The organism is Micromonospora sp. SL4-19 (assembly GCF_047921475.1).
In the GTDB taxonomy this organism is placed as follows: domain Bacteria; phylum Actinomycetota; class Actinomycetes; order Mycobacteriales; family Micromonosporaceae; genus Micromonospora.
In genome coordinates, this window is record NZ_JBLROB010000034.1 from 36,457 (window position 1) to 60,399 (window position 23,943).

15 protein-coding genes are annotated in these 23,943 nt (G+C 69.5%); 3 read left to right on the plus strand and 12 right to left on the minus strand.

From position 1 onward, the window contains the following. Nucleotide 1 precedes the first annotated feature (1 nt). Nucleotides 2-151, minus strand: a complete 150-nt coding sequence (locus tag ACNAVT_RS27590; RefSeq protein ID WP_416300397.1) for a hypothetical protein — start codon at nucleotides 149-151, stop codon at nucleotides 2-4. Between the two features lie 477 nt (nucleotides 152-628). Here ACNAVT_RS27590 and ACNAVT_RS27595 point away from each other — a divergent pair, with 477 nt between their 5' ends. Further along, entirely contained in the window at nucleotides 629-1,318 is a 690-nt protein-coding gene (locus ACNAVT_RS27595) for a YqjF family protein (protein ID WP_416300399.1), read from the plus strand. Between the two features lie 35 nt (nucleotides 1,319-1,353). On the opposite strand, the gene ACNAVT_RS27600 is transcribed toward ACNAVT_RS27595, so the two are convergent. Next, entirely contained in the window at nucleotides 1,354-1,611 is a 258-nt protein-coding gene (locus tag ACNAVT_RS27600; protein ID WP_416300422.1) for a zinc ribbon domain-containing protein, read from the minus strand. 65 nt (nucleotides 1,612-1,676) lie between these two features. On the opposite strand from ACNAVT_RS27600, the gene ACNAVT_RS27605 reads away from it, so the two are divergent. Further along, a complete protein-coding gene (locus ACNAVT_RS27605) occupies nucleotides 1,677-1,955 on the plus strand; it encodes a hypothetical protein (protein WP_416300401.1) in 279 nt (92 codons plus the stop codon). A 268-nt stretch (nucleotides 1,956-2,223) separates the two neighbouring features. Here the strand turns inward: ACNAVT_RS27605 and ACNAVT_RS27610 are convergent, their stop codons facing one another. The 10 genes from ACNAVT_RS27610 to ACNAVT_RS27655 all read right to left on the minus strand — a co-directional run bounded on the left by ACNAVT_RS27610 (nucleotide 2,224) and on the right by ACNAVT_RS27655 (nucleotide 22,289). Beyond that, nucleotides 2,224-2,844 carry a hypothetical protein gene (locus ACNAVT_RS27610; RefSeq protein WP_416300403.1) on the minus strand — a complete coding sequence of 207 codons (621 nt, stop codon included), beginning with the start codon at nucleotides 2,842-2,844 and terminating at the stop codon, nucleotides 2,224-2,226. After that, the gene (locus ACNAVT_RS27615; RefSeq protein WP_416300405.1) at nucleotides 2,841-3,521 is read right to left on the minus strand and encodes a hypothetical protein; all 681 of its coding nucleotides are present in this window, start codon (nucleotides 3,519-3,521) and stop codon (nucleotides 2,841-2,843) included. Before ACNAVT_RS27615 ends, ACNAVT_RS27610 begins: the two co-directional genes overlap by 4 nt. A gap of 65 nt (nucleotides 3,522-3,586) precedes the next feature. Next, nucleotides 3,587-9,295: a ThuA domain-containing protein gene (locus tag ACNAVT_RS27620; protein ID WP_416300407.1), complete on the minus strand. Its 5,709-nt coding sequence runs from the start codon at nucleotides 9,293-9,295 to the stop codon at nucleotides 3,587-3,589. Between the two features lie 171 nt (nucleotides 9,296-9,466). After that, nucleotides 9,467-15,478: a ThuA domain-containing protein gene (locus ACNAVT_RS27625; RefSeq protein ID WP_416300409.1), complete on the minus strand. Its 6,012-nt coding sequence runs from the start codon at nucleotides 15,476-15,478 to the stop codon at nucleotides 9,467-9,469. A 96-nt stretch (nucleotides 15,479-15,574) separates the two neighbouring features. Continuing rightward, nucleotides 15,575-16,426 carry a sugar phosphate isomerase/epimerase family protein gene (locus ACNAVT_RS27630; RefSeq protein ID WP_416300411.1) on the minus strand — a complete coding sequence of 284 codons (852 nt, stop codon included), beginning with the start codon at nucleotides 16,424-16,426 and terminating at the stop codon, nucleotides 15,575-15,577. Next, complete coding sequence (locus ACNAVT_RS27635) at nucleotides 16,423-17,598, minus strand: ABC transporter substrate-binding protein (protein ID WP_416300413.1); 1,176 nt, start codon at nucleotides 17,596-17,598, stop codon at nucleotides 16,423-16,425. The genes ACNAVT_RS27630 and ACNAVT_RS27635 overlap by 4 nt, the downstream gene beginning before the upstream one ends. A 32-nt stretch (nucleotides 17,599-17,630) precedes the next feature. Continuing rightward, complete coding sequence (locus ACNAVT_RS27640) at nucleotides 17,631-18,647, minus strand: ABC transporter permease (protein WP_416300415.1); 1,017 nt, start codon at nucleotides 18,645-18,647, stop codon at nucleotides 17,631-17,633. Continuing rightward, on the minus strand, nucleotides 18,644-19,669 hold the full coding sequence (locus ACNAVT_RS27645; RefSeq protein ID WP_416300416.1) for an ABC transporter permease: 1,026 nt from the start codon (nucleotides 19,667-19,669) through the stop codon (nucleotides 18,644-18,646). The genes ACNAVT_RS27640 and ACNAVT_RS27645 overlap by 4 nt, the downstream gene beginning before the upstream one ends. Next, nucleotides 19,666-21,165 carry a sugar ABC transporter ATP-binding protein gene (locus tag ACNAVT_RS27650; protein ID WP_416300418.1) on the minus strand — a complete coding sequence of 500 codons (1,500 nt, stop codon included), beginning with the start codon at nucleotides 21,163-21,165 and terminating at the stop codon, nucleotides 19,666-19,668. Before ACNAVT_RS27650 ends, ACNAVT_RS27645 begins: the two co-directional genes overlap by 4 nt. Next, nucleotides 21,162-22,289, minus strand: coding sequence for a Gfo/Idh/MocA family protein (locus ACNAVT_RS27655; protein ID WP_416300419.1), 1,128 nt, complete (start codon nucleotides 22,287-22,289; stop codon nucleotides 21,162-21,164). Before ACNAVT_RS27655 ends, ACNAVT_RS27650 begins: the two co-directional genes overlap by 4 nt. Nucleotides 22,290-22,415: 126 nt before the next feature. Here ACNAVT_RS27655 and ACNAVT_RS27660 point away from each other — a divergent pair, with 126 nt between their 5' ends. Beyond that, complete coding sequence (locus tag ACNAVT_RS27660; protein WP_416300420.1) at nucleotides 22,416-23,588, plus strand: ROK family protein; 1,173 nt, start codon at nucleotides 22,416-22,418, stop codon at nucleotides 23,586-23,588. The last annotated feature ends 355 nt before the right edge of the window (nucleotides 23,589-23,943 follow it).

Genomic DNA, 23,943 nt, shown 5'->3' on the forward strand with positions numbered 1-23,943 from the left:
CTCAGACGCCCTCCGGCTTGGCGGACGTGACCACCTGGTCCTGCACCAGAACGTCCCGGACGTCGGCGACGACGTCATCGGCTGCCTTCACGGAGGCGGCGCCACCGATTCGCTCGTAGTGGGAGAGGCAGTTCTCTTCCGTAACCGTCACGGTCATTCCTCCAAGTGCGAGGTTCCCGCGCGTCGACGCGGAGGGGTTCAGGCCTATCGGTGCGATGTCGGCAATCCACACCCCATCGGCACCTAATAGGCCGTGTCGGACCCTAGCCGGTCGCCTCCGGTCCCGCTCGCCCCGGGTGCGAGCAGGTCGGGACAGGTTGCCAGGCGCGAAGGTGCCCCTTCCGGCTCTCGCGGCGAGGATTCAGCGAGCAGGACCTGGCCACAGCTGCACCATGGAGACGCGGAAGCCGCAGCCCGCGTGCTGGTTCAGCCGTCCAGACGACGGCGGCCATGCCAGATGATCGTCTGGTCCAGATTCAGGCGATATGGTGGTTTACTTCCAGTAGGCGAGGACCACGAAGGCGAGGACCCAAGTCAAACGTCGGGTGCCGCTCCCTGACAGGATGCTTCAGGGCTGGAGGGAGGGCTGGTGAGGGCTCCGCCGCCGCCGACGGTGGCACGACCGGCCATGTATCACCGGTGGAGCTGGATTACCTTCATCCACTGGCGCTACCCGCCCTCGATGCTGCAGCCGATGCTGCCACCCGGCCTGACGGTGGAGACCTTCGACGGATCAGCCTGGGTCGGCTTGACGCCATTCCTCATGCAAGGGGTACGGACCCCGGCGCTCCCTGCCGTACCGTGGTTGTCGAGCTTCCCCGAGACCAATCTGCGGACCTACGTGCAGGACCGGAGAGGCCGGCGCGGGATCTGGTTCCTGTCCTTGGATGCGGCCCGCCTACCTGCGGTCCTCGCGGCCCGGGCCGGCTATCGGTTGCCCTATTACTGGTCGAACATGGCGGTACGGATCGACGGCGACCAGGTCGCCTATCGCTGTGCCCGCCGCTGGCCGGGCCCTCGACGGCTGCGATGTGACGCCGACGTGCGGCTGGGCCCGCAGCTGAGCGAGGCGGAGCACGACGAGCTGGCCCACTTCCTCACCGCCCGATACCGGCTGTTCACGGTCATAGCCGGCAGGCTTGCCGCCGCAGAGGCGGAACACCCTGAGTGGCCGCTGCGCCGCGGTGAGTTGCTCCGCCTGGACCAGGACCTGCTAACCGGAGCGGGACTGCCGACACCGGCCAGCGAACCGCTCCTCCACGCATCTGTCGGCGTTCCCGTACGGGTGGGAATGTGGCACCCACTGGATCGACCTTGATCCGCGCTCCAGGCACGACCCACACGCAGCCACGCTCACCCTAACCCGCCCGGTAGGCCGAGAGCCGGCACCGGGTAGGTGTACGGTGCGTGACCACCTGCGGCAGCACGACGGCTGTGGGGGTGGTGGGTCCGCCGCCCCGGCGTGCGGGTGGCGATGATGGCGGCCGCGACCAGGTCACGGCGCCTGGAGTATTGGCAGTGCGGGCAGACCATGGTCCGGCCGCGAGGTTTCGGCAGCCGCCGCCGGCAGGCGGGGCAGGTAGACGACGATGTGCGGGTAGCCGAGGTGATGCCCTACAACCCGGCCTCGTGAACACCGAACGTGGCACTCACGGGTGGGTGAGAAGGGAGCAGGCATGTCAACCGAACCGGAGCCGGGCCTCGCGCCCGAGCACGCGAAACCCCGCTATGCCACGGTGGACCCGATCATGATGACGGTCGACGGGCAGGACTTTCGCATTCGTGAGCGTGGGAAGCCTGGCGAGTACGACTTCGACTGGCTCAGCGGGCCGCACCACTACGGCTTCGGACTCAGCAGAGCTGACGGCTCTGCAATGTCCCTGCCTGAGATGGAGGAGGCCATCCGCAACTTCCTCGCTGGGATCGACCCCGCCACCGGATACCTCCAGGAGTAGCTCAGCGGGCATGGCTTCCCCCGGCAACTCCGCGAGCGAGGGACTAGAAGATCAAGATGAGCGACCTGGCGAGCTGCGCGGATGGTCTTCTGGCAGCCCGCGATAGCTGTATCCATCACCGAGCTGCGGACGCCTCGCGCCCAGACCGCCTGCCTGCCCTCGCTCACCCAACGCCGGACCTGATGACAGCCGTCCCGCGCTGCGGTCGTCGCCACCGGCGCCCGCGCCCCACCAGCCACGCCGGTTCGCCCGGTCACGGCGTTCATCGTCACCGTCCTCCCGCGGAGCGGCGGCGGCGCGCCACCACCAGGCCGAAAATCGCGGCGAGGACAACGAGGGCAGCTCCCACCAGCGGAACCCAATGCCGGGTGTCCTTAGCCGCATCCGGGGCAGCCTGCTGTACTACCCCGTCGGGTTGGGTGCTGTTCTGCCTCCCGGCCGGTTCACCGCTCACCACCGGGGCCGGAGAGTCGCCAGCGGTCGTTGTCGGCTGCTTGACCGTCACCTCAAAGGTGGCCTTCGCCGTGGTGGGCTCGGTGGCCGAGACGGTGACCTTCCAATGCCCAGGGGCTAGTTGAAGATCGGCGTGGTAGAAGCCGACGCCTTCGGCGGCGGACATGATTCGGGTGGGGCCGACCTTCTGCCCGGCGGGCCCGACCGCGACCGCAGTCATCGCGACGCTCTCCGCCACCGGGTGCTTGTCCTTTTTCCAGGTGACCACGACATCGATTCCGCCCGCACCGTCGCCAGCGGCCTCCAGTCGGATGCCGCCGCCATGGGCGAACGCCCCGACGGGTGGCAGCAGGATGAGTGCAAGGGCAGCCGCGCAAGCCAGTAGTAGTGCACGTCCCGACCTGGCCACGGCGGTTCGGTTCCGGGATGCAGTCATCGCTGATGGCTCCCCTCAGGCTCCGGGTCGGCGCCGAATGCCCCGGTGCCAGATTCCGTCGGCAGGAAGACGTGGGCGTGCCCGTGGCCGGCATCGATGTTGAGCACGTCAAGTTGGGTGGCCCCTACGCCCCACGCCCGAATCGCGAGATTCCGCTGCTCTCGCGCGAGGTCGAGCAGCCGGGCCCGGCCGGCGCCCTCGGCGCGCAGCGCCGAGTCGTACGTCTCGACGGCCGTCACCAACTGGTCGAGAGCCATCGCGAAGCTCTCCCGGGCGATGTTCGTCGCGGTCGCGCCCGACGGCGGATCGTCGTACTCCCGGGCGACCTGCTGCGCCACCTCCCGCCAGCCCGTCACCGTGCTGGCCGGGGCAAGCGCAGGGGCCTCGTCGGGATTGACCGGGAGAGCGGTGGCCAGACCCTCCAGCACCGGGCTGAGCCGCTGCGCCGACGAGCGGGCCGTCGCGGTCAGCTCGGTGATCTGGACGGCGTCCCGCGCCGCGTCAGCGGCGCGCAACTCGTCCACCTTGCGCTGCACCGGGTCCGGACGGGCGACGAGCGCGGCGACGGCGGCTGCCACCAGGGCACCGAGGGCGAACACCGCCAGGATCCCGATGATTCGGGTCGTCGTGGATCGAGCGCCGGCCGGGGCCGGGTGGCGGGTCTGTGCGCCCGCCACCCGGCGACGGCCCGCCGCCCCTCCCGGCTTGCGGGAGGGGACAGCGGAGTTCTTCCGTTGCGACATCAATTACCCAGTCGATCGATCAGGGCCTCGGCGTCACGCACCAGGACCTTTCGGGTGGCGCTGTCGGCCACCTGCTTCGTCGCGAACGACCTGAACTGCTGGAGTACGGCCTTCGCCTCTGCGGTGTCTCCGGCCGCCTCCTCGGCCTTCGCCTCGTCGAGCTGGGACAGCAGCGCCGTGGCTATCCCCTTGGAGATGGTGCCCCCGCCCCTGAACCGGTTGATGTGCTGCTTCAGGTCGTCGTACGAGGTGGTGACCTGGAAGCGGACCGTCTCGGTCGTGCGGTTCCCGGCGGAGTCGACAGCCGTAACGACGAGCGTGTGCTCACCGAGCGGTAGCGTCCACAGTGACAGCGTTCCGACGTCGATCGCGGTGCCGTCGAGGGTTGCCGAGGTGGTGGCGACCCCGGAACCCGCGTCGGTGGCGGTCCAGCCGACGGTCGGCTGACCGCTGTCACCGTACGACTGGCCGTTGGCGATTCCGCTGACGCTCACCGACGGGGCGGTGTTGTCGATCTTGAACGTTTTCGCCGCCGCCGCCTCGACGTTGCCCGCCTTGTCCGTCGACCGGTACGCCAGCTTGTGCGTCCCGTCGCCGGTGACGATGACCGGGCCGGTGTAGGCCGTCCACGCGCCGCTGTCGAGCTGGTACTCCGTCGCCGCGACACCCGACGTGGTGTCGGTGGCCGTCAACGTCACCGCGATGTCGCCGCGGTGCCAGCCGGCGTTGTTGGCCGCCTCGTGGGTGGCCGTCGTCGCCGGCGCGGTCGCGTCCCGCTTGACCGTGATGGTGCCGACCGGCGACGTGTTGCCGGCCTTGTCGGTCGCACGGTACTGCACGGTGTGCTCACCATCGGCCTCGATGGCCACCGCATCGGTCGCCACGGCCCAGTCGGCATCGTCCAGCTTGTACTCGACCTTGTCGATGCCGGAGCCGCCCTTCTGGTCGACCGCAGTGATCTTGACCATGGGCGACGAGACGTACCATCCGCTGTTCCCGTCCGCCACGGCGGGCTCCAGGGTGGCCGTCACGGTCGGCGGAGTCCGATCGGCGAGGTGGAAGTAGTCGAACTTCGCCGTCTTGGATGCCTGCTGGTCCGCACCGAAGGCGAACAGGCCCACCTTGGCCGAGGCGAGGGCGCCGTTCGGGACGCCCGTACCGAGCTCGGTCCAGGTCGTGCCGTTGCTCGAGTAGTAGCCGCGGAAGGTGTTGCCCGCCCTGGTGATCCGCAGCCACCACACTCCGGCGCTAAGGTTGTTGGCGGCCGGTTGCGGTTGCTGCACCACGCCGCCGACCTCACTGCGCAGCTCGATCCGGCGGGCGACGGCTTCGCCAGGCTGATTGTCGGTGATGTAGTCGAACTTCACGTAGTTGTCGTCGTCCTGGTAGACGATCAGTCCGGCCTGCTGGAACCGCTCGTTGAGGGCGCTGCCATCAACCTTGGTCTCGATGGTCCAGTCACCGTCCGGGGCGGTCTGCAGGATGAAGTTCTTCGGGCTGGTGTTGGAGCTTCCGTAGATGTCGCCGTTCTCGGTGTCGATCTCGAGGTTGCCGCCCGAGACGCGGTGCGTGGACGGGTTCGGCCGGACGACCGCGTCCCACCGGCACGCGTCAAGTTGGCTGCCGCCGAACTCATCGTTCGGGCTCGGACGGGTGACCGTGTCATCCGGGGTGAGGTGGAACCAGTCGAACGCCGCGTCGAGCACCGGACGCGAGCCCGTCCCGGACAGCGAGATGAGGCCGATGTGCGGGTTGTTCATGCCCGCCAGCGACTTCGTCTGCGCCATCGCGGTGAAGGTCACGCCGTCCGCGGAGTAGGCAGCATTGAGGTTGCTGCCGTCACTGGTGAAGCGGACGTAGACGGTGTCGGGGTAGCTGGCGCCGAGGTTGGCGGTGTTGCTCGCCGCGACCTCGTTCGGCTGGCCGTTCTCCTCCCGGATGAACTGGAAGATGCGCGCGTTGGCATCGTCCGTGCTGGTGTTGCGCCCCTCGAGCACCATCTTGGCGTAGTTGTCGTCGTCACCGTAGATCACCAATCCGGCCTGCTGGTACGCCCGCCTGGCCGGCAGGGTCAGCTTCGCGGTCGCGGTGAACGGACCTGACGGGAGCGGCTGCAGCACGATGTTCGGGGTCGTGTTGACGGCGGCGCCGTAGATGTCGGTGTTGCTGGTCGGGATGATCAGCTTGCCGTCGCTGACCCGCAGGTCCTGGTTCTCCCGAACCACCTTGGTCCACCGGCTCCGGTCCAGTTCCGAACCCGTGAAGCCGTCGGAACGGCCGGCGAGGCACAGGCTCAGGGCCGGGTCCACCTTGATGCTCACGGACTTCAACGTTGCCGCGCCGCGCGCGTCCGTCACCGTCACCGTCGCTTTGTAGGTGCCAGGCGCGGTGTAGGTGTAGGCGGCGTTCTGCGTGGTGGGCTTCGGCACACCCGCCACTCCGAAGTCCCATGCGTAGGTGAGCGGCACGTCCCCATCAGGGTCGGTCGCCGTCGTCGTGAAGCTGACGCTCAGCGGAGCCGTCCCGGACGTGGGCGTCGCCGTCACGTCGACCACCGGCCGCTGGTTGTCCGTCACGCCGCGGCCGACGTAGTCAACCCAGTTCACGTTGAGCAGTCCACCGCCGTCCGAACTTCCGACCGGGCGGCGGATCACGAAGTAGAGCGTGCCGGTCTCGGCCGGAACGGTGGACAGCGGCAGTGCGAAGTCCTGATAGGTCTGCCAACCGCCCGTGTTCGGCACTGCCACCGAGCCGAGCAGCGGACCGTTGTCCGCGCCCCAACGCGCCTCGACCGTGCCGCCCTGGGCGCTGGCCGCAGCCGCCCGGACATTGAGCGAGGTCACGTTGGTGAGGTTCACGGGCTCGAAGGCAAACCAGTCGCCGTCCTCGATGAAGCCGACGTTCTGGTATCCGCCCTGGGTGTCACCGGTGTTCTCCACCTGGACACCGGGCGTGCCCCCGCCCTTGCCGTCCGCGGCACGGCCGGTCGCGCTGAAATACTCCGCCTGCTGGCGCTTGGGGGCGAGAACGACGGTGTCGCGCCCGGTCAGGGCACTGACCCCGGGACCGCCCATGTCGGTGTAGGTGGCCTCGATCACCCAGAACAGGTTCGCGTCGGCGCCGTGACCACCGTCGACCAGGGTCTGGATCGTGCCCGCGCAGCCGTTCTGCTGGTCCAGGGGGTGCGCGTGCGCGTCGTGGCCCAGCGAGGACTGCACCGTCACCCGCGCACAGTCGATCTCACCGTCCTCCGGATCGGTGACGGTGAGGGAGTACTTCACCTGGTCGCCGAACTCGAAGAACCCGCCGTTCGGGGGCAGGTTGATCTTCACCGTCGGCGCGGTGTTACCCACGGTGACCTTTACGTTGGCGACCGCGGTCTTGCCGTTCGGGTTGGTCACCGTGAGCTTGGCGGTGTAGTCACCGTTGGCGGTGTAAGTGTGCTCGGGGTTCGCCGCGGTGGACTGGCCGCCGTCACCGAACTCCCAGGCGTAGGTCAGCGCACCCCCGTCCGGGTCGCGCGTACCGTCGCTGGAGAACTGCACGGTCAGCGGTGCATGGCCCGAGATCGGTGTGGCCGAGGCCCGGGCGATCGGTGACCGGGTGCCCTTGAGGTAGTCGATCCGGTAGATGCCCGAGTCGGCGTTGTCGCCGCCGAAGCCCGAACCCCACTCGACCAGGTACATGGCCCCATCCGGACCGAAGGTCAGGTCCATCGGCCGCTTGAAGCCCATCCCGACCAGCATCTGGTTGATGTCGACGAGCTTGCCGTCACTGTCCAGTTGCATGGTGAACATCTTGTTCGAGTTCCACTCTCCGAACAGCGCCTTCCCGTCGAAGTACGCGGGCCACTTGCGCTCGGAGGACAGGTCGGGGTTGTAGTGGTAGACCGGGCCGGCCATGGGCGCCCCACCCCCGCCGATCTCGGGGAATGCCGGGTCTCCGGCGTAGTGGTAGTACACGTCGGCGGCGATCGCCGCGGGCAGGTTGGTCAGGCCCGTGTTGTTCGGCGAGCTGTTGACCGGCGCGGTGCAGTCGAAGGCCGGCCCGGACACGCCGGTCGCGAAGTCGTAGTCCTTGTACGGCTTGTTGTTGCCGATGCAGTACGGCCAGCCGTAGTTGCCGGCCTGCTTGAGGACGTTCCACTCCACGGTGTTCTCGGGGCCCCGATCCGGGTTCGCCGTACCCGCGTCCGGTCCGTAGTCCGCGACCAGCACCCGTCCCGTGGCCGGGTCGACGTCGATCCGGAACGGGTTGCGGAAGCCCATGGCGTAGATCTCGGGCTTCGTCTTGTCGGTTCCGGCCGCGAAGAGGTTCCCCGCAGGGATGGTGTACGTGCCGTCGGTCTGCGGGCGGATGCGCAGGATCTTGCCGCGCAGGTCGTTGGTGTTGCCCGACGTGCGCTGCGCGTCCCAGGACGACCGGCCGGCCCGCTCGTCGATCGGGGCGTAGCCGTCCGACGCGAACGGGTTGGTGTTGTCGCCGGTGGAGATGATCAGGTTACCGGCGCCGTCGAAGACCAGGTCACCGCCGTGATGGCAGCACTCGGCGCGCTGGACGGGCACGTCCAGGATGTTCTTCTCGGTCGTCAGGTCGAGGGCGTCGCCACTCATGGTGAACCGGCTCAGCCGGTCGACATTCGCTCCGCTCGGCGAATAGAAGAGGTACACCCAGTTGTTCTCGTCGAACTTCGGGTCGAGGGCCAGGCCAAGCAGGCCGCTCTCGTTGCCGGTGTACACGTTGAGGTGGCCGGACTGCACGGTCTGCCGGGTGTCCGGCTTGATGACCTTCATGTCACCGAGACGGTCGATGTAGAACACCCGACCGTCGTTCGCGACATTGAGGGACATCGGGTTCGACGTGTTGTCGTCGAGCGTGATCTTCTCGAAGCTCGAGGTCAGCGTGGCCGAACAGTCCGCTTTGACCGTGCCGGCCGCCGTCTGCAGGCCGCCGAGGAGCAGCTTGAGGAACTCCGCCTCGGTGTAGGAGGCCTCGGTGTGGCCGAGGCCGGTGTACCACGAACGGCCGCCGTCGTAATCCTGGCACCAGGTGATCGGGTGCTCGGCGCCCATCGCCCCCGCCCCCGGGCTGTACGACTGCTCGTCCATTGAGGTGAGGACGTGGACCTTGCCGCGCGGGTTGGTGCGGTAGTTGTACCACTCGTCGTACCGCGTCCACCGCTGCGGCAGCTGCTTCGTCGACGGGTGGGCCGGATCCTCCACCTTGACTGTGGCGTTTTGTTCAGCGGGGTGGGAGTTGAAGTAGGCCCCGACGAGGTTGCCGTACCACGCCCAGTCGTACTCGGTGTCGGCCGCGGCGTGGACACCCGCGTAACCGCCGCCGGCCTGCACGTAGCGTTCGAATGCCGCCTGCTGGTCGGCGTTGAGCACGTCGCCGGTCGTCGACAGCCAGACGACGACGTCGTACCTGGCGAGGTTCTCGTCGGTGAACTGGGCCGAGTCCTCGGTGCTGTCGACGGCGAAGTTGTTCTCCTGTCCCAGTTTCTGGATCGCCGCGATGCCGTTCGGGATGGAACTGTGCCGGAAGCCGGCGGTCTTCGAGAAGACGAGGGCCCGGAAGGCGGGCTCCGCCGTCGCGGTGCTGGGGCCTGCCGCAGCGGCCGGGCCGGCCAACGCGGCCCAGCTGGTGGGGACGGCCAGCACCGTAGCCAGGACGGCCGCCTGGAGACGACGCCATGATCGTGCCACGGGTACTCCTTCGGTCGCGCCGCGCCGTGCGCGGCTGGGGGTTCCGGTTCGTAGGAGTGGTGCCGCTGGGCCATGGCCGCGGCGGGCGAAGGGAGACCACGTGCCGGAGCACGCGGGGCGTGCTCCGGCACCGGTCGGGGAGCCGGCCGGCACCGGCTCGCCGTCATCTCCTCACAGTCGGGCCTTCAGGTAGGCGCCGGCCGCGAGCAACTGCGTACGGGCCGACTTGTTGGTGGCGGTGCTGGCCGCCGCCGCGAACCGGTCCAGAGCAGCCTTGGCCTGCTCCGGCCGGCCCGCCGCCGCCGTACTCTTGGCGGCCTGGAGCTGGCCGAACAGCTGGTCGGCGAGGTCCTCGCTGATCAGACGGTCCGCCTGGTACCGCCGCACCAACGCCTGGGCGTTGTCGTAGGTGGCGACGATCTCGAAGGCGACCGTCACCTCCGTGGCGTTGCCGGCCAGGTCGGTCGCCACGACGGTCAGCTTGTGATCGCCGGCCGTCGGCTCGACACCCGCGCCGCTCTCGATCGCCACCCCGTCCAGGCGGAGGGCCACCGAGTCGACACCCGACGCGGCGTCCTGTGCCGTGGCGGCGATCGGCAGTGACCTGCCGAGGTCGTACTTGCCGCCGTTCGCCACGCCGTCGACGGTCACGACCGGGTCCGTGCCGTCGACGGCCAGGGACACCGCTTTCAGCGCGGAGATGTTGCCGGCCTCGTCGATCGCCCGCAGCCGTAGCTCCCACCGACCGTCCTGGGTCACCTTGATCGGCTCGCCGTACTCGGACCAGTCGCCGTCGCCGTCGACGAACTCGATGCGGACGGGGCCGCCGCGGTCATCGCTCGCCGAGGCGGTGACCGTCACCGGCGAGGTGTACCAACCGCGCTTGCCGTTCGGCTGCGCCGGGTCGACCGACACGGTCAGGCTCGGCGCCGTCGTGTCCAGAATCCGGAAGTAGTCGAAGCCGACCGTGACCGGCTGCGCCTGCTCCGGGCCCAACGCCATCAGACCGAACGAGGTCATCGCGGCGTCGTTGGTGACCGGCTGGCCTAGCGAGGTCCAGTTGATCCCGCCGTCGCTGATCTGGGCCGAGTAGGTGTTCCCACTCCGGCGCAGCCGCAGGTAGTACCAGCCGCTCTCGGACGAGTCGGCGATGTCGATCGACCGGTTTCCGCCGTTGCCGAACTGTGCGTTGCGTTCCGAGACGAGCTCGGCGCGCAGGTCGGTCGGGGTTCCGGCGTTGTTGTTGGCCACGACGTCGAACTTCACGTAGTTGTCGTCGTTGTTGTAGACCAGGAAGCCGGCCAGCTGCCACTTGTGCAGCATCGTCGGCGTCAGCCTGGTCTCGATCGTCCAGTCGCCGGCGGCGACGTCAGCGGGGATCTTCTGCAGGATGAAGTTGCGCGGCGAGGAGTTGTTGGTGCCGTTGATGTCGCCCGGCTGGGTCTCGATGCGCAGCGCCCCGCCGCTCACCGCGGCCTTGGTCGAGTCGTACCGCACCACCGAGTTCCACCGGCAGCCGTCGAGTGCGCTGCCGTCGAATTCGTCGCTGGGCGCGCGGACACCGTCGTCCGTGCCGTCCGGCGTGATGGTGAAGTGATCGAACACGGCGTTGACCTGTGCCGTCCCGGTGTCTCCGGCGGCCATGGGGCCGACGGTCGCGTTCGGGATGACGTTCGCGGAGCCGGCGAGCGCCGTCCAGGTCTGGCCGTCGGCGGAGTACGCCGCGGTCAGCTTCTGACCGTCGCTGACCAGTCGCAGGTGCGCGGTGGACGGGAAGTTGGCCGGCAGACCCACGTTGGCGTGCCAGGTCCGCGTCCCGCCGGCCTCGGTCTGGAACTCCATGATCCGACCGCCCGACGAGTTGCGGGTGAACGCCAGTTTGACGTAGTCGTTGTCGGTGCCGTGCATGAGCAGACCGGCATGCTGCCACTCACGGTTGTGGGGGACGGTCACCTTCGTGGTGATCGTCCACGGGCCGACCTTGGCGCGCTGGCCGGCGTAGCTGATCGGCCCGGTGTTCGCCTCGTTGATGTCGCCGTTGGTGACCGGCAGCGCCAGCCCGCCGTTGGTGACCCGCACCGGCAGGTTCGGCGCGTTCCGCACCGTGGTCCACCGGTTGGTGTTCAGCGTGTCACCGTCGAAGTTGTCCGAACCGCGGATCGCGCAGCCCGGAGCGGTCTCCGGCGGTGCCGGGTGGATGGCCTTGTCGACCAGGGTGAAGCCGCTGAACTTCGCCTCGCTGCTGGCCGACGCGTTGTGCGCGGTGACCGCGAGGCCGATGTCCTGCGGGCTGGCCGCGCCGGGCAGCGTCACCGGGTCGCCGACCAGGGTGAACGACTTCCCGTCCTTGCTCCAGTACCCGTAGTACTTCCCGCCGTCCCGCACGATCCGCACCCAGGCCGGGTAGCTCGTCGTGCTGGCGCCGGTGCTGGCGTCGAGTTGGCCGTTGCCGTCGGTGTCGCGCAGCCACTCGAACCCGAGGCCCGCCCGCATCGTCATCGCCGCGTACCCAGGTGACTTGCCGGGCTGGGTGATGTCGTTGCGGACGATCAGACCGGCCTTGGCGGAGTTGTTCGTGTTCGTCTGGCTCTCGATCTTCACCGTGGCGGTCCAGGTGTTGCCGGCCGCCGCCGGCAGGTACACCGAGCCGTACTGGTCGGTGCCCTGCCACATGTTCTCGCCGCGGGCGTTGACGACCCAGGTGTCCTGGTCCGGCCGGTCGAACGCGGCGGTGGTGTTGCTGTAGGTCTGCCAGGCTCCGTAGAGGTCACCGACCTCGACCTGCACGACGCGGGACTTCGTACGGTGGCCCTTGTCGTTGGTCGCGACCGCGGTCAGCTGGTAGCGCTTCTCCGTGGAGGCGTTCCACGTCATGGTGTACGGCGCCGTGGTGTCGATGCCGATCGACGTGCCGTCAACGAAGAACTCGACCTTGGTGATCGTGTTCTCCGCGTCGCTCGCGGCCGCGGTCAGCTGGATCTTGCCCGGCTCCAGCTTGTCGGCCGGCGTCGGGGAGGTCACCGCGACCTTCGGCTTGCTCGTCGGCGAGACGCCCTTGCCGTCGGCCTCGATGAAGTTCAGGCGCCGCTCGCCGGCGCCCGGGAACACCGCGTACAGGGTGAACGTCTCGCCGGGGTCGGACACCTCGACCGGGACGTCCACGTAGCCGCCACCGCTGGTCGCCGGCACCTGCGCAGTGCCGAGCAGCTCACCGTTCGGGGCGCCCCGTCGCAGCTCGATCCTGCTGGCAGTGGCGGCCGACGCGCGCAGGATCAGCCGGTCGACGTTGTGCAGGTTGACCGGGTCGTACGACGCCCAGGCGCCGTTCTGGCCGGCGATGGCGCTCCCGTGGCCCTCAATGTCCCGCGACGAGACGACCGTCATGTTCGACGAGTTGTCGAAGAACTCCGCCTCCCGCTGTTTCGGGAACATCAGGGTGGTGTCCGATCCGGTCAGGGTCGGGATGCCACCCGGGCCGCCGGAGTCGGTGTAGCGGCCATCGATCGCGTAGAAGACATTCATGTCCTCGCCGTGCCCGCCGCCGAGGTCGACGACCACCTTGCCGGTGCGCCCGTGCAGCGGTTCGGCCGGGTGCGCGTGCTCGTCGTGGCCCATCGCCGGCTGGATCACCACGTCGGCGTCGTCGATCTGGGTGTCCTCGGCGTCGCTGACCGACAGGTCCCAGCTCACCTCGTCACCGAAGTCGAAGAACGCGCCGTTGGGCGGCAGGTTGAACTTCACCTTCGGCCGGGTGTTGCCGACCGTGATCGGCACCGTCGCCGTCCCGGTCTTGCCGGCCGGGTCGGTCACCGTGAGGCGGGCGTTGTAGACGCCGTTCGCGGTGTAGGTGAAGCTCGGCTTCAGCTCGGTGGAGTCGACGGCGCCGTCACCGGTGAAGTCCCACTCGTAGCGCAGCTGCTCGTTCTCAGGGTCGGTGCTGCCCGAGCCGTCGAAGCGGACCTGCAGCGGCGCCTGGCCGGAGTCCGGCGACGCGCTGATCTTCGCCGTCGGCGAGCGCGAGCCGGAGATGTAGTCGACCCGGTACAGTCCCGAGTTCGGGTTGTCGCGGCCGAAGCCGCCACCCCAGTCCAGCACGTACATCGACCCCTCGGGACCGAACTTGGAGTCGATCGGGGCGAGGAACTGCTGCTGTGGCAGGAACGGGTTGACCTTCTCGACCCCACCCTGCCCGTTCGGGATGATCGAGTACATCTTGTTCCGCGCCCACTCGAAGAAGAACGGCTTGCCGTCGTAGTAGGCGGGGAACTTGGTGTCCGACTCCAGGTTCGGGTCGTACTCGTAGAACGGGCCGCCCATCGGGCCCAGGCCACCACCCTGCGGGATGACCGACGGCACCGAGGAACGCTTGTAGCCGTACCACATCTTGGCCGGCTTGGCCGGCGGCAGCTCGGTCAGGCCGGTGTTGCGCACGGAGTCGTTGACCGGGTGGGCGCAGTCGAAGTATGCCCCGACCGTCACCGGGTTCGTCCGGTAGTCCACGTCCCGGAACGGCTCGTTGTTGCCCATGCACAGCGGCCAGCCGTAGAAGCCGGGCTCGGTGATGTAGTTCCACTCGGAGATGCCGGCGGGTCCGCGGTCAGGGTTGTCGTTGCTGTTGTCCGGCGAGTAGTCCGCCAGCCCGACGGCGCCGGTTTTCGGGTCGATCGAGAACCGGAACGGGTTGCGGAAGCCCATCGCGTAGATCTCCGGCCGGGTCTTTGCCGTGCCCGGGGGGAACATGTTGCCCGCAGGGATGGAGTAGGTGCCGTCCGCCTCGGGGCGGATCCGCAGCAGCTTGCCGCGCAGGTCGTTGGTATTGGCCGAGGTCGCGCGCGCGTCGTGGAACGTGCCGTCCCGCTCGGACAGCGGCGCGTAACCACCGGACGGCTCGGAGTGCGGGTTCACGTCGTCGCCGACGCTCAGGTAGAGGTTCCCGTCCGGGCCGAACGCGAGGCCGCCGCCGGTGTGACCGGGCTCGTCGGGGAGCCGACGCGCCGGCACCTCGAGCAGGACCTTCTCCGTGGCCCGGTCGATCTGCGAGCCCGGCCCGACGGTGAGCCGGGACAGGCGGCTGAAGAAGTTCGTCGGGTCGCTGTCGTTCGTGCTCGCCGGCGCGTAGTAGATGTAGAGGTAGCCGTTCTGGGCGAACTTCGGGTCGAGCGCGATGCCGAGCAGGCCGTCCTCACCGCCGGAGTACACCGGGATCGTGATCGCGGTGGAGGTGGTCTTCGTCCGCGGGTCGTACACCCGGATCTGGCCGCGCACCAACTCGGTGAAGAAGACCCGGCCGTCCGGCGCGACGTCCATGGCGAACGGGGCGCTGGTGTTCTGGTCGAGCGGGACCCGTTCGAACTGGTCCCACTTCGTGCCGCCGCAGTCGCCCTTGACCATGCCGGCCGCCCACTTCACGCCGCCGACGATGTGCTGCACCAACCCCGGCTCGCCGGTGTAGTGCGCGCCGAAGTGGCCCATGCCGGTCATCCAGGCGCGGCCGCCGTCGTACGGCTTGCACCACGAGATCGGGTGGTCGTAGCCCATGGCGTTGCCGCCCGGGTTGTACGTCGTCTCGTCCATCGTGGCGAGCACGTGCGCGTCGCCGCGGACGTTGAGCGCGTAGTTGTACCACTCGTCGGCGCGCTCCCACCGCTGCGGCAGGTGCGCGGTCGACGGGTGGGTCGGGTCCTCGACACGGACGGTGCCCGGCAGGCCGGGGCTGGTGCCGGTGGCTGCGTGGCCGGGCATCAGCGAGCCGATCATGTTGTCCCACCACGCGTAGTTGCCGCGCATGTCGGTCGCGTTGTGGATGGCGACGATGCCGTGGCCGGCCTTCATGTAGCGCTCCATGGCCGCCTTCTGGTCGGCGGTCCACGGATCGCCGGAAGCCTGGAACATCACCAGGGCGTCGAAGTGCGCGAGGTCGTCGTCGTTGAAGATCGATGAGTCCTCGGTGTGCTGCGAGGTGATCCCGGCGTCGGCGAAGGCGGCCTGCAGCACGGGAACGCCCTGCTCGATCGCCTCGGTATGCCGGAACTGCGTGGTCTTGGTGAAGATCAGCACGTGGGCTTGGCCGTGCGTGCCCTCGTGGGCGACCGCCGGCGCTGGGCTGATCATGGACAGCGCGAGCGCGCCGACGACGGGTATCGCGAGCAGTCGTCCCCACCGGGGACGCCGGGACACGTTCATGAGATGTGGTACCTCCTGGGACACGAGGAACTACTGGGGTGGTCATGACCGTGCGGCGTGCCGGCGCCGTCGGACTGGCGTGGAGTTGGCTGTCGGTCAGGGCATCGCCGCCCGCAGGAACGCCAGGCCGTCCACGGCGATCGCGTCCTGGGTCGCGGCGAGCGGACGCCAGATGGAGGCGGCGGTCGCGATCGTCGCGTTCTCCGCGGTGAACGACTCGATGCACAGCGGACCGCCGTAGCCGGCGTCGTCGATCGCGGCGAGAATCGCCGGCCAGTCCAGGTGGTCGGCGCCGGGCGTGCCGCGGTCGTTGGCGCACACCTGGACGTGTGCCACCCGGCCGGCGGCCGAGCGGACCGCCGCCGGGAGGTCCGTCTCCTCGATGTTCTGGTGGTAGAGGTCGAGCGCGACCCCGCAGTGCGGCAGGTCGCCGATCGCCTCGAGGGTCTGGCCGATGGTGTTGAGCAGGCTCGTCTCGTAGCGGTTGAGCGGCTCGACGGCCACCGCGACGCCGGCCGCGCCCGCGTACTCGACGACGGGGGCAAGGTACTCCCGCAGCTGCGCGTACGCCGCAGCCCGCTCGGCCGGTGACAGCCGCCAGGTCCGACCGACCGAGGCGTACGCCGGACCAGCGATCACCGGTGAGCCGACCGCCGCGGCGGCGTCCACCACGGCGTACAGGTAGTCCTGGGTGGACCGGATGGTGGCCGGGTCCGCCGCGACCAGTTCACGACCTGGTGGCATGACGAGACACACGGTGGCGCCGAGACCGTGGTCGGCGAGCACCTGCGCTGCTCGCTTCGGCTCCCAGTCGCCCGGGTTCTCCACCGGGAGCTCGAGCACGTCGAAGCCCCACCCCGCGACCTTGGCCGCGAGGGCGGCCAAGGTCGCGTCGGTCAGCGGCGAGGCCCACACCCAGGTGTTGACCCCGAGCGGATGTCTGATCACCGCCACGGCCCTGGGTAACCCGGCATGCCCTCGCAGCCGCACATCGCGTAGTGCAGTGGCGGCATGTCCTGCTTGACGTACTCCTTGACGTTGTCACCGCTGATCCGCGGCTGCGGCAGCACCCACTCCTTCGGCACCTGCTCGCCCTTGAGAATCTTCAGCGCGGCGATGATCGGCGTGCGCCACTGGTAGGTCGGATAGGTCGGCGCAACCGCGGTCAGGCCCTCGTCGACCCACATCCGCAGGAAGTCCTGCTGGTCCTCGCCGACGATGGCGGGCACGTCGACCCCGGCGTCCTGGAAGGCCTCGACCGCGGCGACGGCGGTCGCACCGGCATCCATCCACACGCCGTCGATCCGACCCTCACGCTGGATGTAGTCGGCCACGATGCTCTTGGTCTTCGCCGCGTCGCCGTCGGTGAACTCCACCCCGACCACCTTGAGCCCACTGCCGGCGAAGATCTCGTTGGCGGCCGCCCAGCGCTGTTCGAGCACGTCCACGCCGGGCAGGATGCGCAGGGCGAGGACCTTGCCGCCCGGCTTGACCTTTTCCTTCAGGAACTCCGCGCCGTCCGCGCCGAAGGCGAAGCCGCCGATGGGGTGGACGAAGGTCACCGGGCACTTGGTGTTGACGCCCCGGTCGAACACGATCACCGGCACGCCGGTCTGGCAGGCCTGCTCGACGGCCGGCGTCAACGTGGCGGTGGTGTTCGGCGAGATGATGATCGCGGCACATTTCTTGCCGGCCAGCGACTGGATGTCGCTGATCTGCTTGTCGTCCTTGCCCTCCGCATCCAGCACGGTGAACGTGGTGATCTCCGGGTGCAGCTTCACCTCCTGCTGCATGGTCTTGAAGCCCACCTGCCGCCACGGGTTGTTCACCGCGGCGTTGGAGAAGCAGAGGGTGTAGTTCCCGCCCGGCTTGGCGAACTTCGCGGTGTCGACCAGTTCCGGCTCGAGCATCTGCTCCCACGGCTTGCCGTCCGGGCCTTCCGGCTTGGCGCTGCGGAACGCCAACTGGCGGGTGTACTCAGACTGGTCGAAGAACGTCGACTTGCTCGCTTCTGAACTGGGTGATCCACCGGCCGTGGCCTTGTCGTCGGGCAGGTCGCTCGAACACCCGGCCAGCGCCACCGCGCCCGCCACGGCCACCAGGGCCCATCTCTTGTTCACTATCGTCGATCTCCTTACTAACCTCGGGGACCTCAGGAGGAGGCGGGTTGCGCGGGTCGCGCGCCGTCCCGCTGTTTCGGCCACCACCGCAGCCGCTGCCGCGCGCCGCCGCCGCCGAGGGAGGCGTAGGCGACGGCGGCGATGATGATCACGCCCTGCACGGCCGACTCGAGGGCGCCGCTCACGCCGAGCAGGTTCAGCAGCGTGAACAGGGCCTCCAGCGACAGCGCGCCGGCAGCGGCCGCGACCACCGACCCGCGCCCGCCGCCGAGGAGTACGCCGCCCAGTACGACGGCGGTGATCGCCCGGAACTCCAGGCCGGTGCCGACCTGCGCCGAGACGCCGGCGAACCCGCCGAGCAGGACCGCGGCGACTGCGGCGAGCAGTCCGGACAGGACGAACGCGAGCAACCGGAGCCGGTCGACCCGGCCGCCGGACAGCCGCACGGCGGCCTCGTTGTCGCCGACCGCGACCAGCGCGCGGCCGGTGCCGCCGCGCATGAACAGCGCCGCAGCCACCAGAATCGCCAGCAGGATGAGCACCGACCAGGGGACCTCTCCGAGCACCGGGACATCCACGGCGCCGCGCCCGAACGTCCGGAACCCGGCGGACAGCGCGCCGCGTGGGGCACCACCGGTCCACAGGAAGATCGCGCCGTTGAGCACGAGGAGCATGCCGAGCGTGACGATGAACGACGGCACCAGGAGCTTCGTCGTGACCAGCCCGTTGACCAGGCCGACCAGCAGGCCGAACCCGAGCACGAGCAGGATCACTCGCGCCGTTGCGGACTCGCTTCCGTTGATCAGCCGGGCCGCAATGACCACCCCGGCGGTCACCAGTGCGCCGACCGACAGGTCGAACCCACCGGAGACGATGACGAAGTACTGCCCGATTGCGAGGATCATCAGGGGTGCGGCACGCTTGAGCAGCGCCAGGTAGCCGGACGGCTCCTCGTAGGCCGGGCCGGCGATCGCGAGGCCGACGAGCAGAAGGAACAGGACGACGAGCACCGGCGCGGTGCCCTCGGCCAGGCGGGGACGCCAGGTCATGCCAACCTCCCACGAGCGCGGCTGGCCATCATGCGCCGGGCGTAGAGCGCGACCGCGGTCACGAGTACGACACCGCGCACCACGTCCTTGAAGAACGGGTCGACCTCGAGGTCGTCGAAGATCGTGTCCAGCGTGGCGAGAATGAGGACGCCGCCGATGGTCCCGACGACACCGCCCCTGCCACCGGCGAGTAGCGTCCCGCCGAGCACGACAGCAGCGATCGACTCCAGGTCGTACCCGGCGTCGGTGCCGACGTACGGAGCGCCTGACCCGAGCCGGCTGGCGAGGTAGATCCCAGTGAGGCCGGCCGCGACCGAGCACAGCACGTGCGCGGTGACGATGGTCCGGCGGGTGGGCACCCCGGACAGCCGGGCCACCTCGATGTCGCCACCAACGGCATACATGTGGTAGCCGGGGCGGGTCCGCGAGAGATACCACCAGGACAGTGCGGCGGCGGCCAGCATGAGCAGCGCCGCGACCGGTATCGGGCCGATCCGGTCGTAACCGAGGTGCTGGAAGCCGCGCGGCACGTCGCCGGCCGGGCCGGTGTAGTTGTCCTCGAGATAGCCGCGCAGGATCAGCGCCACGCCGAGCGTGGCGATGAACGCGTTGGCCTTGAGGACGGTGATGACCAGCCCGTTGACCAGGCCGACGCCGGCGGCCACGGCGAGCGCGAGCAGCACGCCGGGCACGACCATGCCGTCCCGCCCGGCCATCGTCTCCGCCGCGATCAGCGAGGTGAGGCCGACCAGATAGGCGACGGACAGGTCGAGGGATCCGGTGAGGATCACCATCGTCTGTCCTATTGCCACCAGACCGAGCGCGGTGGCCCGGGTGAAGATGTTGAGGATGCCGCCCTGGTCGAGCAGGACCTCGCCCCGCAGCCCGACGAGCACGCTGCCGACGACAAGCAGAGCGACGAGAGCGATGTAGACGATGACCGTCGGGGTGAGCCGCAGCCGCACGCCCGCCCGCGTCGCCTTCTGCTCGACCGGTAAGGTGTGTTCCTGAAGAGTGCTCACGCCGCCTCACCGATCCCGTGCCCGGTGGCCAGCGCCATCACAGCCCCCTCACTCGCGCCGGCCGGCAGCTCGCCGGCCAGCGCACCGTTGTGCATGACGAGAATCCGGTCGCTCATCCCGATCAGCTCGGGAAGCTCCGAGGAGATCATCAGCACTGCCACACCGCGCCGCGCGAGGTCGCGCAGCAGCTCGTGCACGGCCCGCTTCGCGCCGACATCGATGCCGCGCGTCGGCTCGTCGACCACCAGCACCCTCGGCTCGACCGCCAGCCACTTGGCAAGCACGACCTTCTGCTGGTTACCGCCGGACAGGAAGCGCACCTCCTGGTGCTCGCCGCGCGCCACCACGGTCACCAGTTCGAGCAATGCCGCCACGTCCGACCTCACGCGGGAACGCCCGCCGCTCAGCGCGGCACGGCGCACCAGCAACGTGTTGTCCCGCACGGACTGGCGAAGCGCCAGCCCGTCCCCCTTGCGATCCTCGGTGACCAACGCGATCCCGAGACGCACGGCGGTGCGCGGCCGGGTCACCCGCCGCGCCACCCCGTCCACCTCCAACGAACCGCGGGTGAACGGCTCGACACCGAACACCGCGCGCGCGACCGCGGAGCGGCCAGACCCCTGCAGCCCGGCCAGCCCGACAATCTCCCCGGCACGCACCTCGAGGTTCACGTCGCGAACGCGGTCGTTGCCGGCACCGCGCAACGTGAGGCGGACCGGCCCGAGGTCGTCGGGGACCGCCCGGTCCGGGTAGTACTCGCCCAGGTCGCGGCCCACCATGTGCCGGACGAGGTCCTCCGAGGTCAGCTCGCCGGTCGGGGCGCAGGTGACGAATCGGCCGTCCTTGAGCACGGTGATCCGGTCGGAGAGGTCGAACACCTCGCGCATCCGGTGAGAGACGTAAAGGATCGCGATGCCCCGCTCGCGCAGCCGGCGCACCAGGTCGTAGAGCAGCTCGACCTCGTGATCGGCCAGCGCGGCGGTCGGCTCGTCCATGCCCAGCACCCGAGCGTCGGTCGACAGCGCCTTGACGATTTCCACGACCTGCCGCTGGGCGACCGACAGTGAAGACACGGTGTCGGACGGATCGATCCCGTCCTCGCCGAGCCACTCCAGCAGCTCGCGGGTGTCGGCCACCATGCGCCGCCGGTCGACCTGCATCCGCCGCACGGGCTCGCGGCCGAGGTAGACGTTCTCGGCGACGCTGCGATGCGGCAGCAGGGTGAACTCCTGGTGGATGATCGCGATGCCGGCCCGCTGCGCGTCGTTGGGGCTGGCGAAGGACATCTCGACGCCGTCGACCTCGATGGTGCCGCCGTCTGGCCGGTGCACCCCGGCCAGCACCTTGAGCAGCGTGGACTTGCCCGCGCCGTTCTCGCCCATCACGGCGTGCACCTCGCCGCCCCGCAGCTCCAGGTCCACGTCACGCAGCACCGGCACGCCGAGAAAGGACTTGGTGATCCCGGTCAGCCGCACGCTCGCTCTGCCGGGCGTCATGCCGGCACCTCTGTCCACGCGCCGTCCGCAGCCGCAGAGGCCAGCACCGCGTCGGTGATCCGGACGGCGCGCAGGCCGTCCGCGAACGTGGGCAGGCCGTCCGGCACGTCCTCGCCGCCCACCGCCCGGTAGGTGTCGGCGACGAACGCGTCGAAGCAGTCCTGGTAGCCCTGCGCATGCCCGGCGGGCAGCCGGACGTAGCGCGCGGCGGAGGGGTGCAGCGTTCCGGGGTCACGCAGCAGCGTCTGGCCGCCCTCGCGCCGCCCGACCCACAGCCGCTCCGGGTCCTCCTGGTCGAAGCCGAAGCTCGCCTCGGTGCCGGAGAGCTCCAGGTGCAGCCGGTTCTTGCGGCCCGCGGCGACCTGCGACACCACCAGCGTGCCCACCATGCCGGCGACCGTGGTGAAATGCACAGCCGCCAGGTCCTCGGTGGGCTCCCCGGTCCGGCCAGCGCGCTCGTGCACGACCGTGGTGCGCGCGGACAGACGGGCGATCCGGTCGCTCGTCACAAACTCGAACAGGTCGCACCAGTGCGAGCCGATGTCGGCGAACGCCCGCGACGGTCCGCCGAGCGCGGCGTCGACCCGCCAGTCGTCGTCGGACGGCCGGGACAACCAGTCCTGGAGGTAGCCCCCGGTCACGCTGGCTACGACGCCCGCCTCACCCGCGGCCAGCCGGGCACGCAACTCGCGCACCATCGGGTGGAAGCGGTAGACGAAGGGCACCGCGGCCACCCGACTTCCGGCCGCTTCCACCAGCGCCATGGCCTCGGCGCTGCCAGTGGCGAGGGGCTTTTCGCAGATGATGTGCACGCCAGCGGCGAGCGCGGCGGCGACGACGGGGGCGTGCGACGCGTTGGGCGTGCACACATGCAGCACGTCGATCTCGGCGCCGTCGAGCAGCGCCGCCAGGTCCGGGTAGCCCTGGTCCGCGCCGACCGCGCGAGCCGCAGCGGCCGCACCCTCGGGGCGCGATGCCACCGCGGCCACGACCTTCGCCCCGGCACGCCGGGCCGCCTCCGCGTGCACCTGCCCCATGAACCCTGCGCCGGCAACTGCCACGCGTAGCGTCTGCTGCTCGGATTCGAGGCCACCGGACGCCGTTATGACATCGGTCACAGACATGCGACGACGGTAGCGTCCACTTATGACGGCCGTCAATCAAAAGATGTAACTAGATCGACCAAAGCGCGATGACCAACGTCTCAAACCCTGGTGTCAGCCGACGCAACCCGGCGCTTTAATTGACGGATGAACCATGGGCAAAGCGCCGTCCCGACATCGCCCGGGGAGTTGCTCCGGCTGCTACGCGACGGGCAGGCGCGCACCCGCGCCGAGCTGGCGACCGAGACCGGACTGGCCCGATCGACCGTGCGCCTGCGCCTCGACGCGCTCATGGACGCCGGGCTGGTGACCGACTGGGGCAACGACGCCGCCACCGGCGGCCGACCCGCGAGCAGGTTCGTGTTCAATGCCCGCGCCCGGGCGGTGCTGGCAGCCGACGTCGGGGCCACCCACGCCACCGTCGCCATCGCCGACCTCACCGGTGAGCCCCTGGCCATCGAGAGGCTCGCCCTGGACATCGGCGACGGGCCCGACGCGGTGCTCAGCCTCCTCATCGGCACCTGGCGACGGATGCGCGCCAACCACGACCCCACCGCCCCCGTCGCCGGCGTCGGCATCGGGCTACCCGGCCCGGTCGAGCACTCGACCGGCAAACCGACCCACCCGCCGATCATGCCCGGCTGGAACGGATACGACGTGCCCGCGCGGGTCGCCGCCGACTTCGCCGTGCCGGTTCTGGTGGACAACGAGGTCAACCTGATGGCGCTCGGGGAGCACGTCCGCTGCTTCCCGGACGAGGCGCACATGCTCTTCGTCAAGGTTGCGACCGGCATCGGCTCCGGCCTGATCAGCAACGGCCAGCTGCACCGAGGCGACGTCGGCGCCGCCGGCGACCTCGGGCACATCCTGGCCCCACACGCGGGCGACGTGCTCTGCCGCTGCGGCAACAGCGGATGCCTGGAGGCCGTAGCCAGTGGCCCCGCCATCGCCGCGAAGCTCCGCGCCGCCGGCCTCGACGCGACGAGCAACGCCGATGTCGTGGCCCTCGTGCAGGCCGGCAGCCCGATCGCGGGCCAAGCCGTACGGCAGGCCGGCCGGGACATCGGCGAAGTGCTCGCCGCCTGCGTCAGCCTGTTCAACCCATCGCTGATCGTGATCGGCGGGGCGGTCGCGCAGGCCGGCGAGATGCTGCTGGCAGGCGTACGGGAGTCGATCTACCGCCGCTCACTGCCGCTGGCCACCGAGCGCCTGCGCATCGTCACCTCACAGGCCGGCGCGAACGCGGGTGTCGTCGGTGCCGCGGCGATGGTCGTCCAACATGCCCTCTCCCCCACCGCGCTGGACCGCGAGCTGGCCTGAACGTCGGTCAATCCCCGCCAAGATCGCATCCCTTGGAGGCCGAGGTCGACGCCTACCCGGCTGAGCTGGCACACACGGGTGGCGAGCGGGGCCGCACCGGATCAGACGCCGGCCGGTCCTCGGCGGCTGATCACCGAGTACGAACGCGCCGCTCAAGGACCAGTCTGGACACACATGACCGCTTTGGGAACACACACCCCGCGAGACGGGACGGGGCATTCCTCCAAGCTGTCAGCGGCGCCGGCCAGTCGTTTCCTCGGTGCTGATGGCGCGTTGAGCAGCTGGGGGGATCGCCCACCATGAGGAACTTCTGATGGTTCGTCCGTTGACCTCGATGCCGGCCGTCGTGTCACCG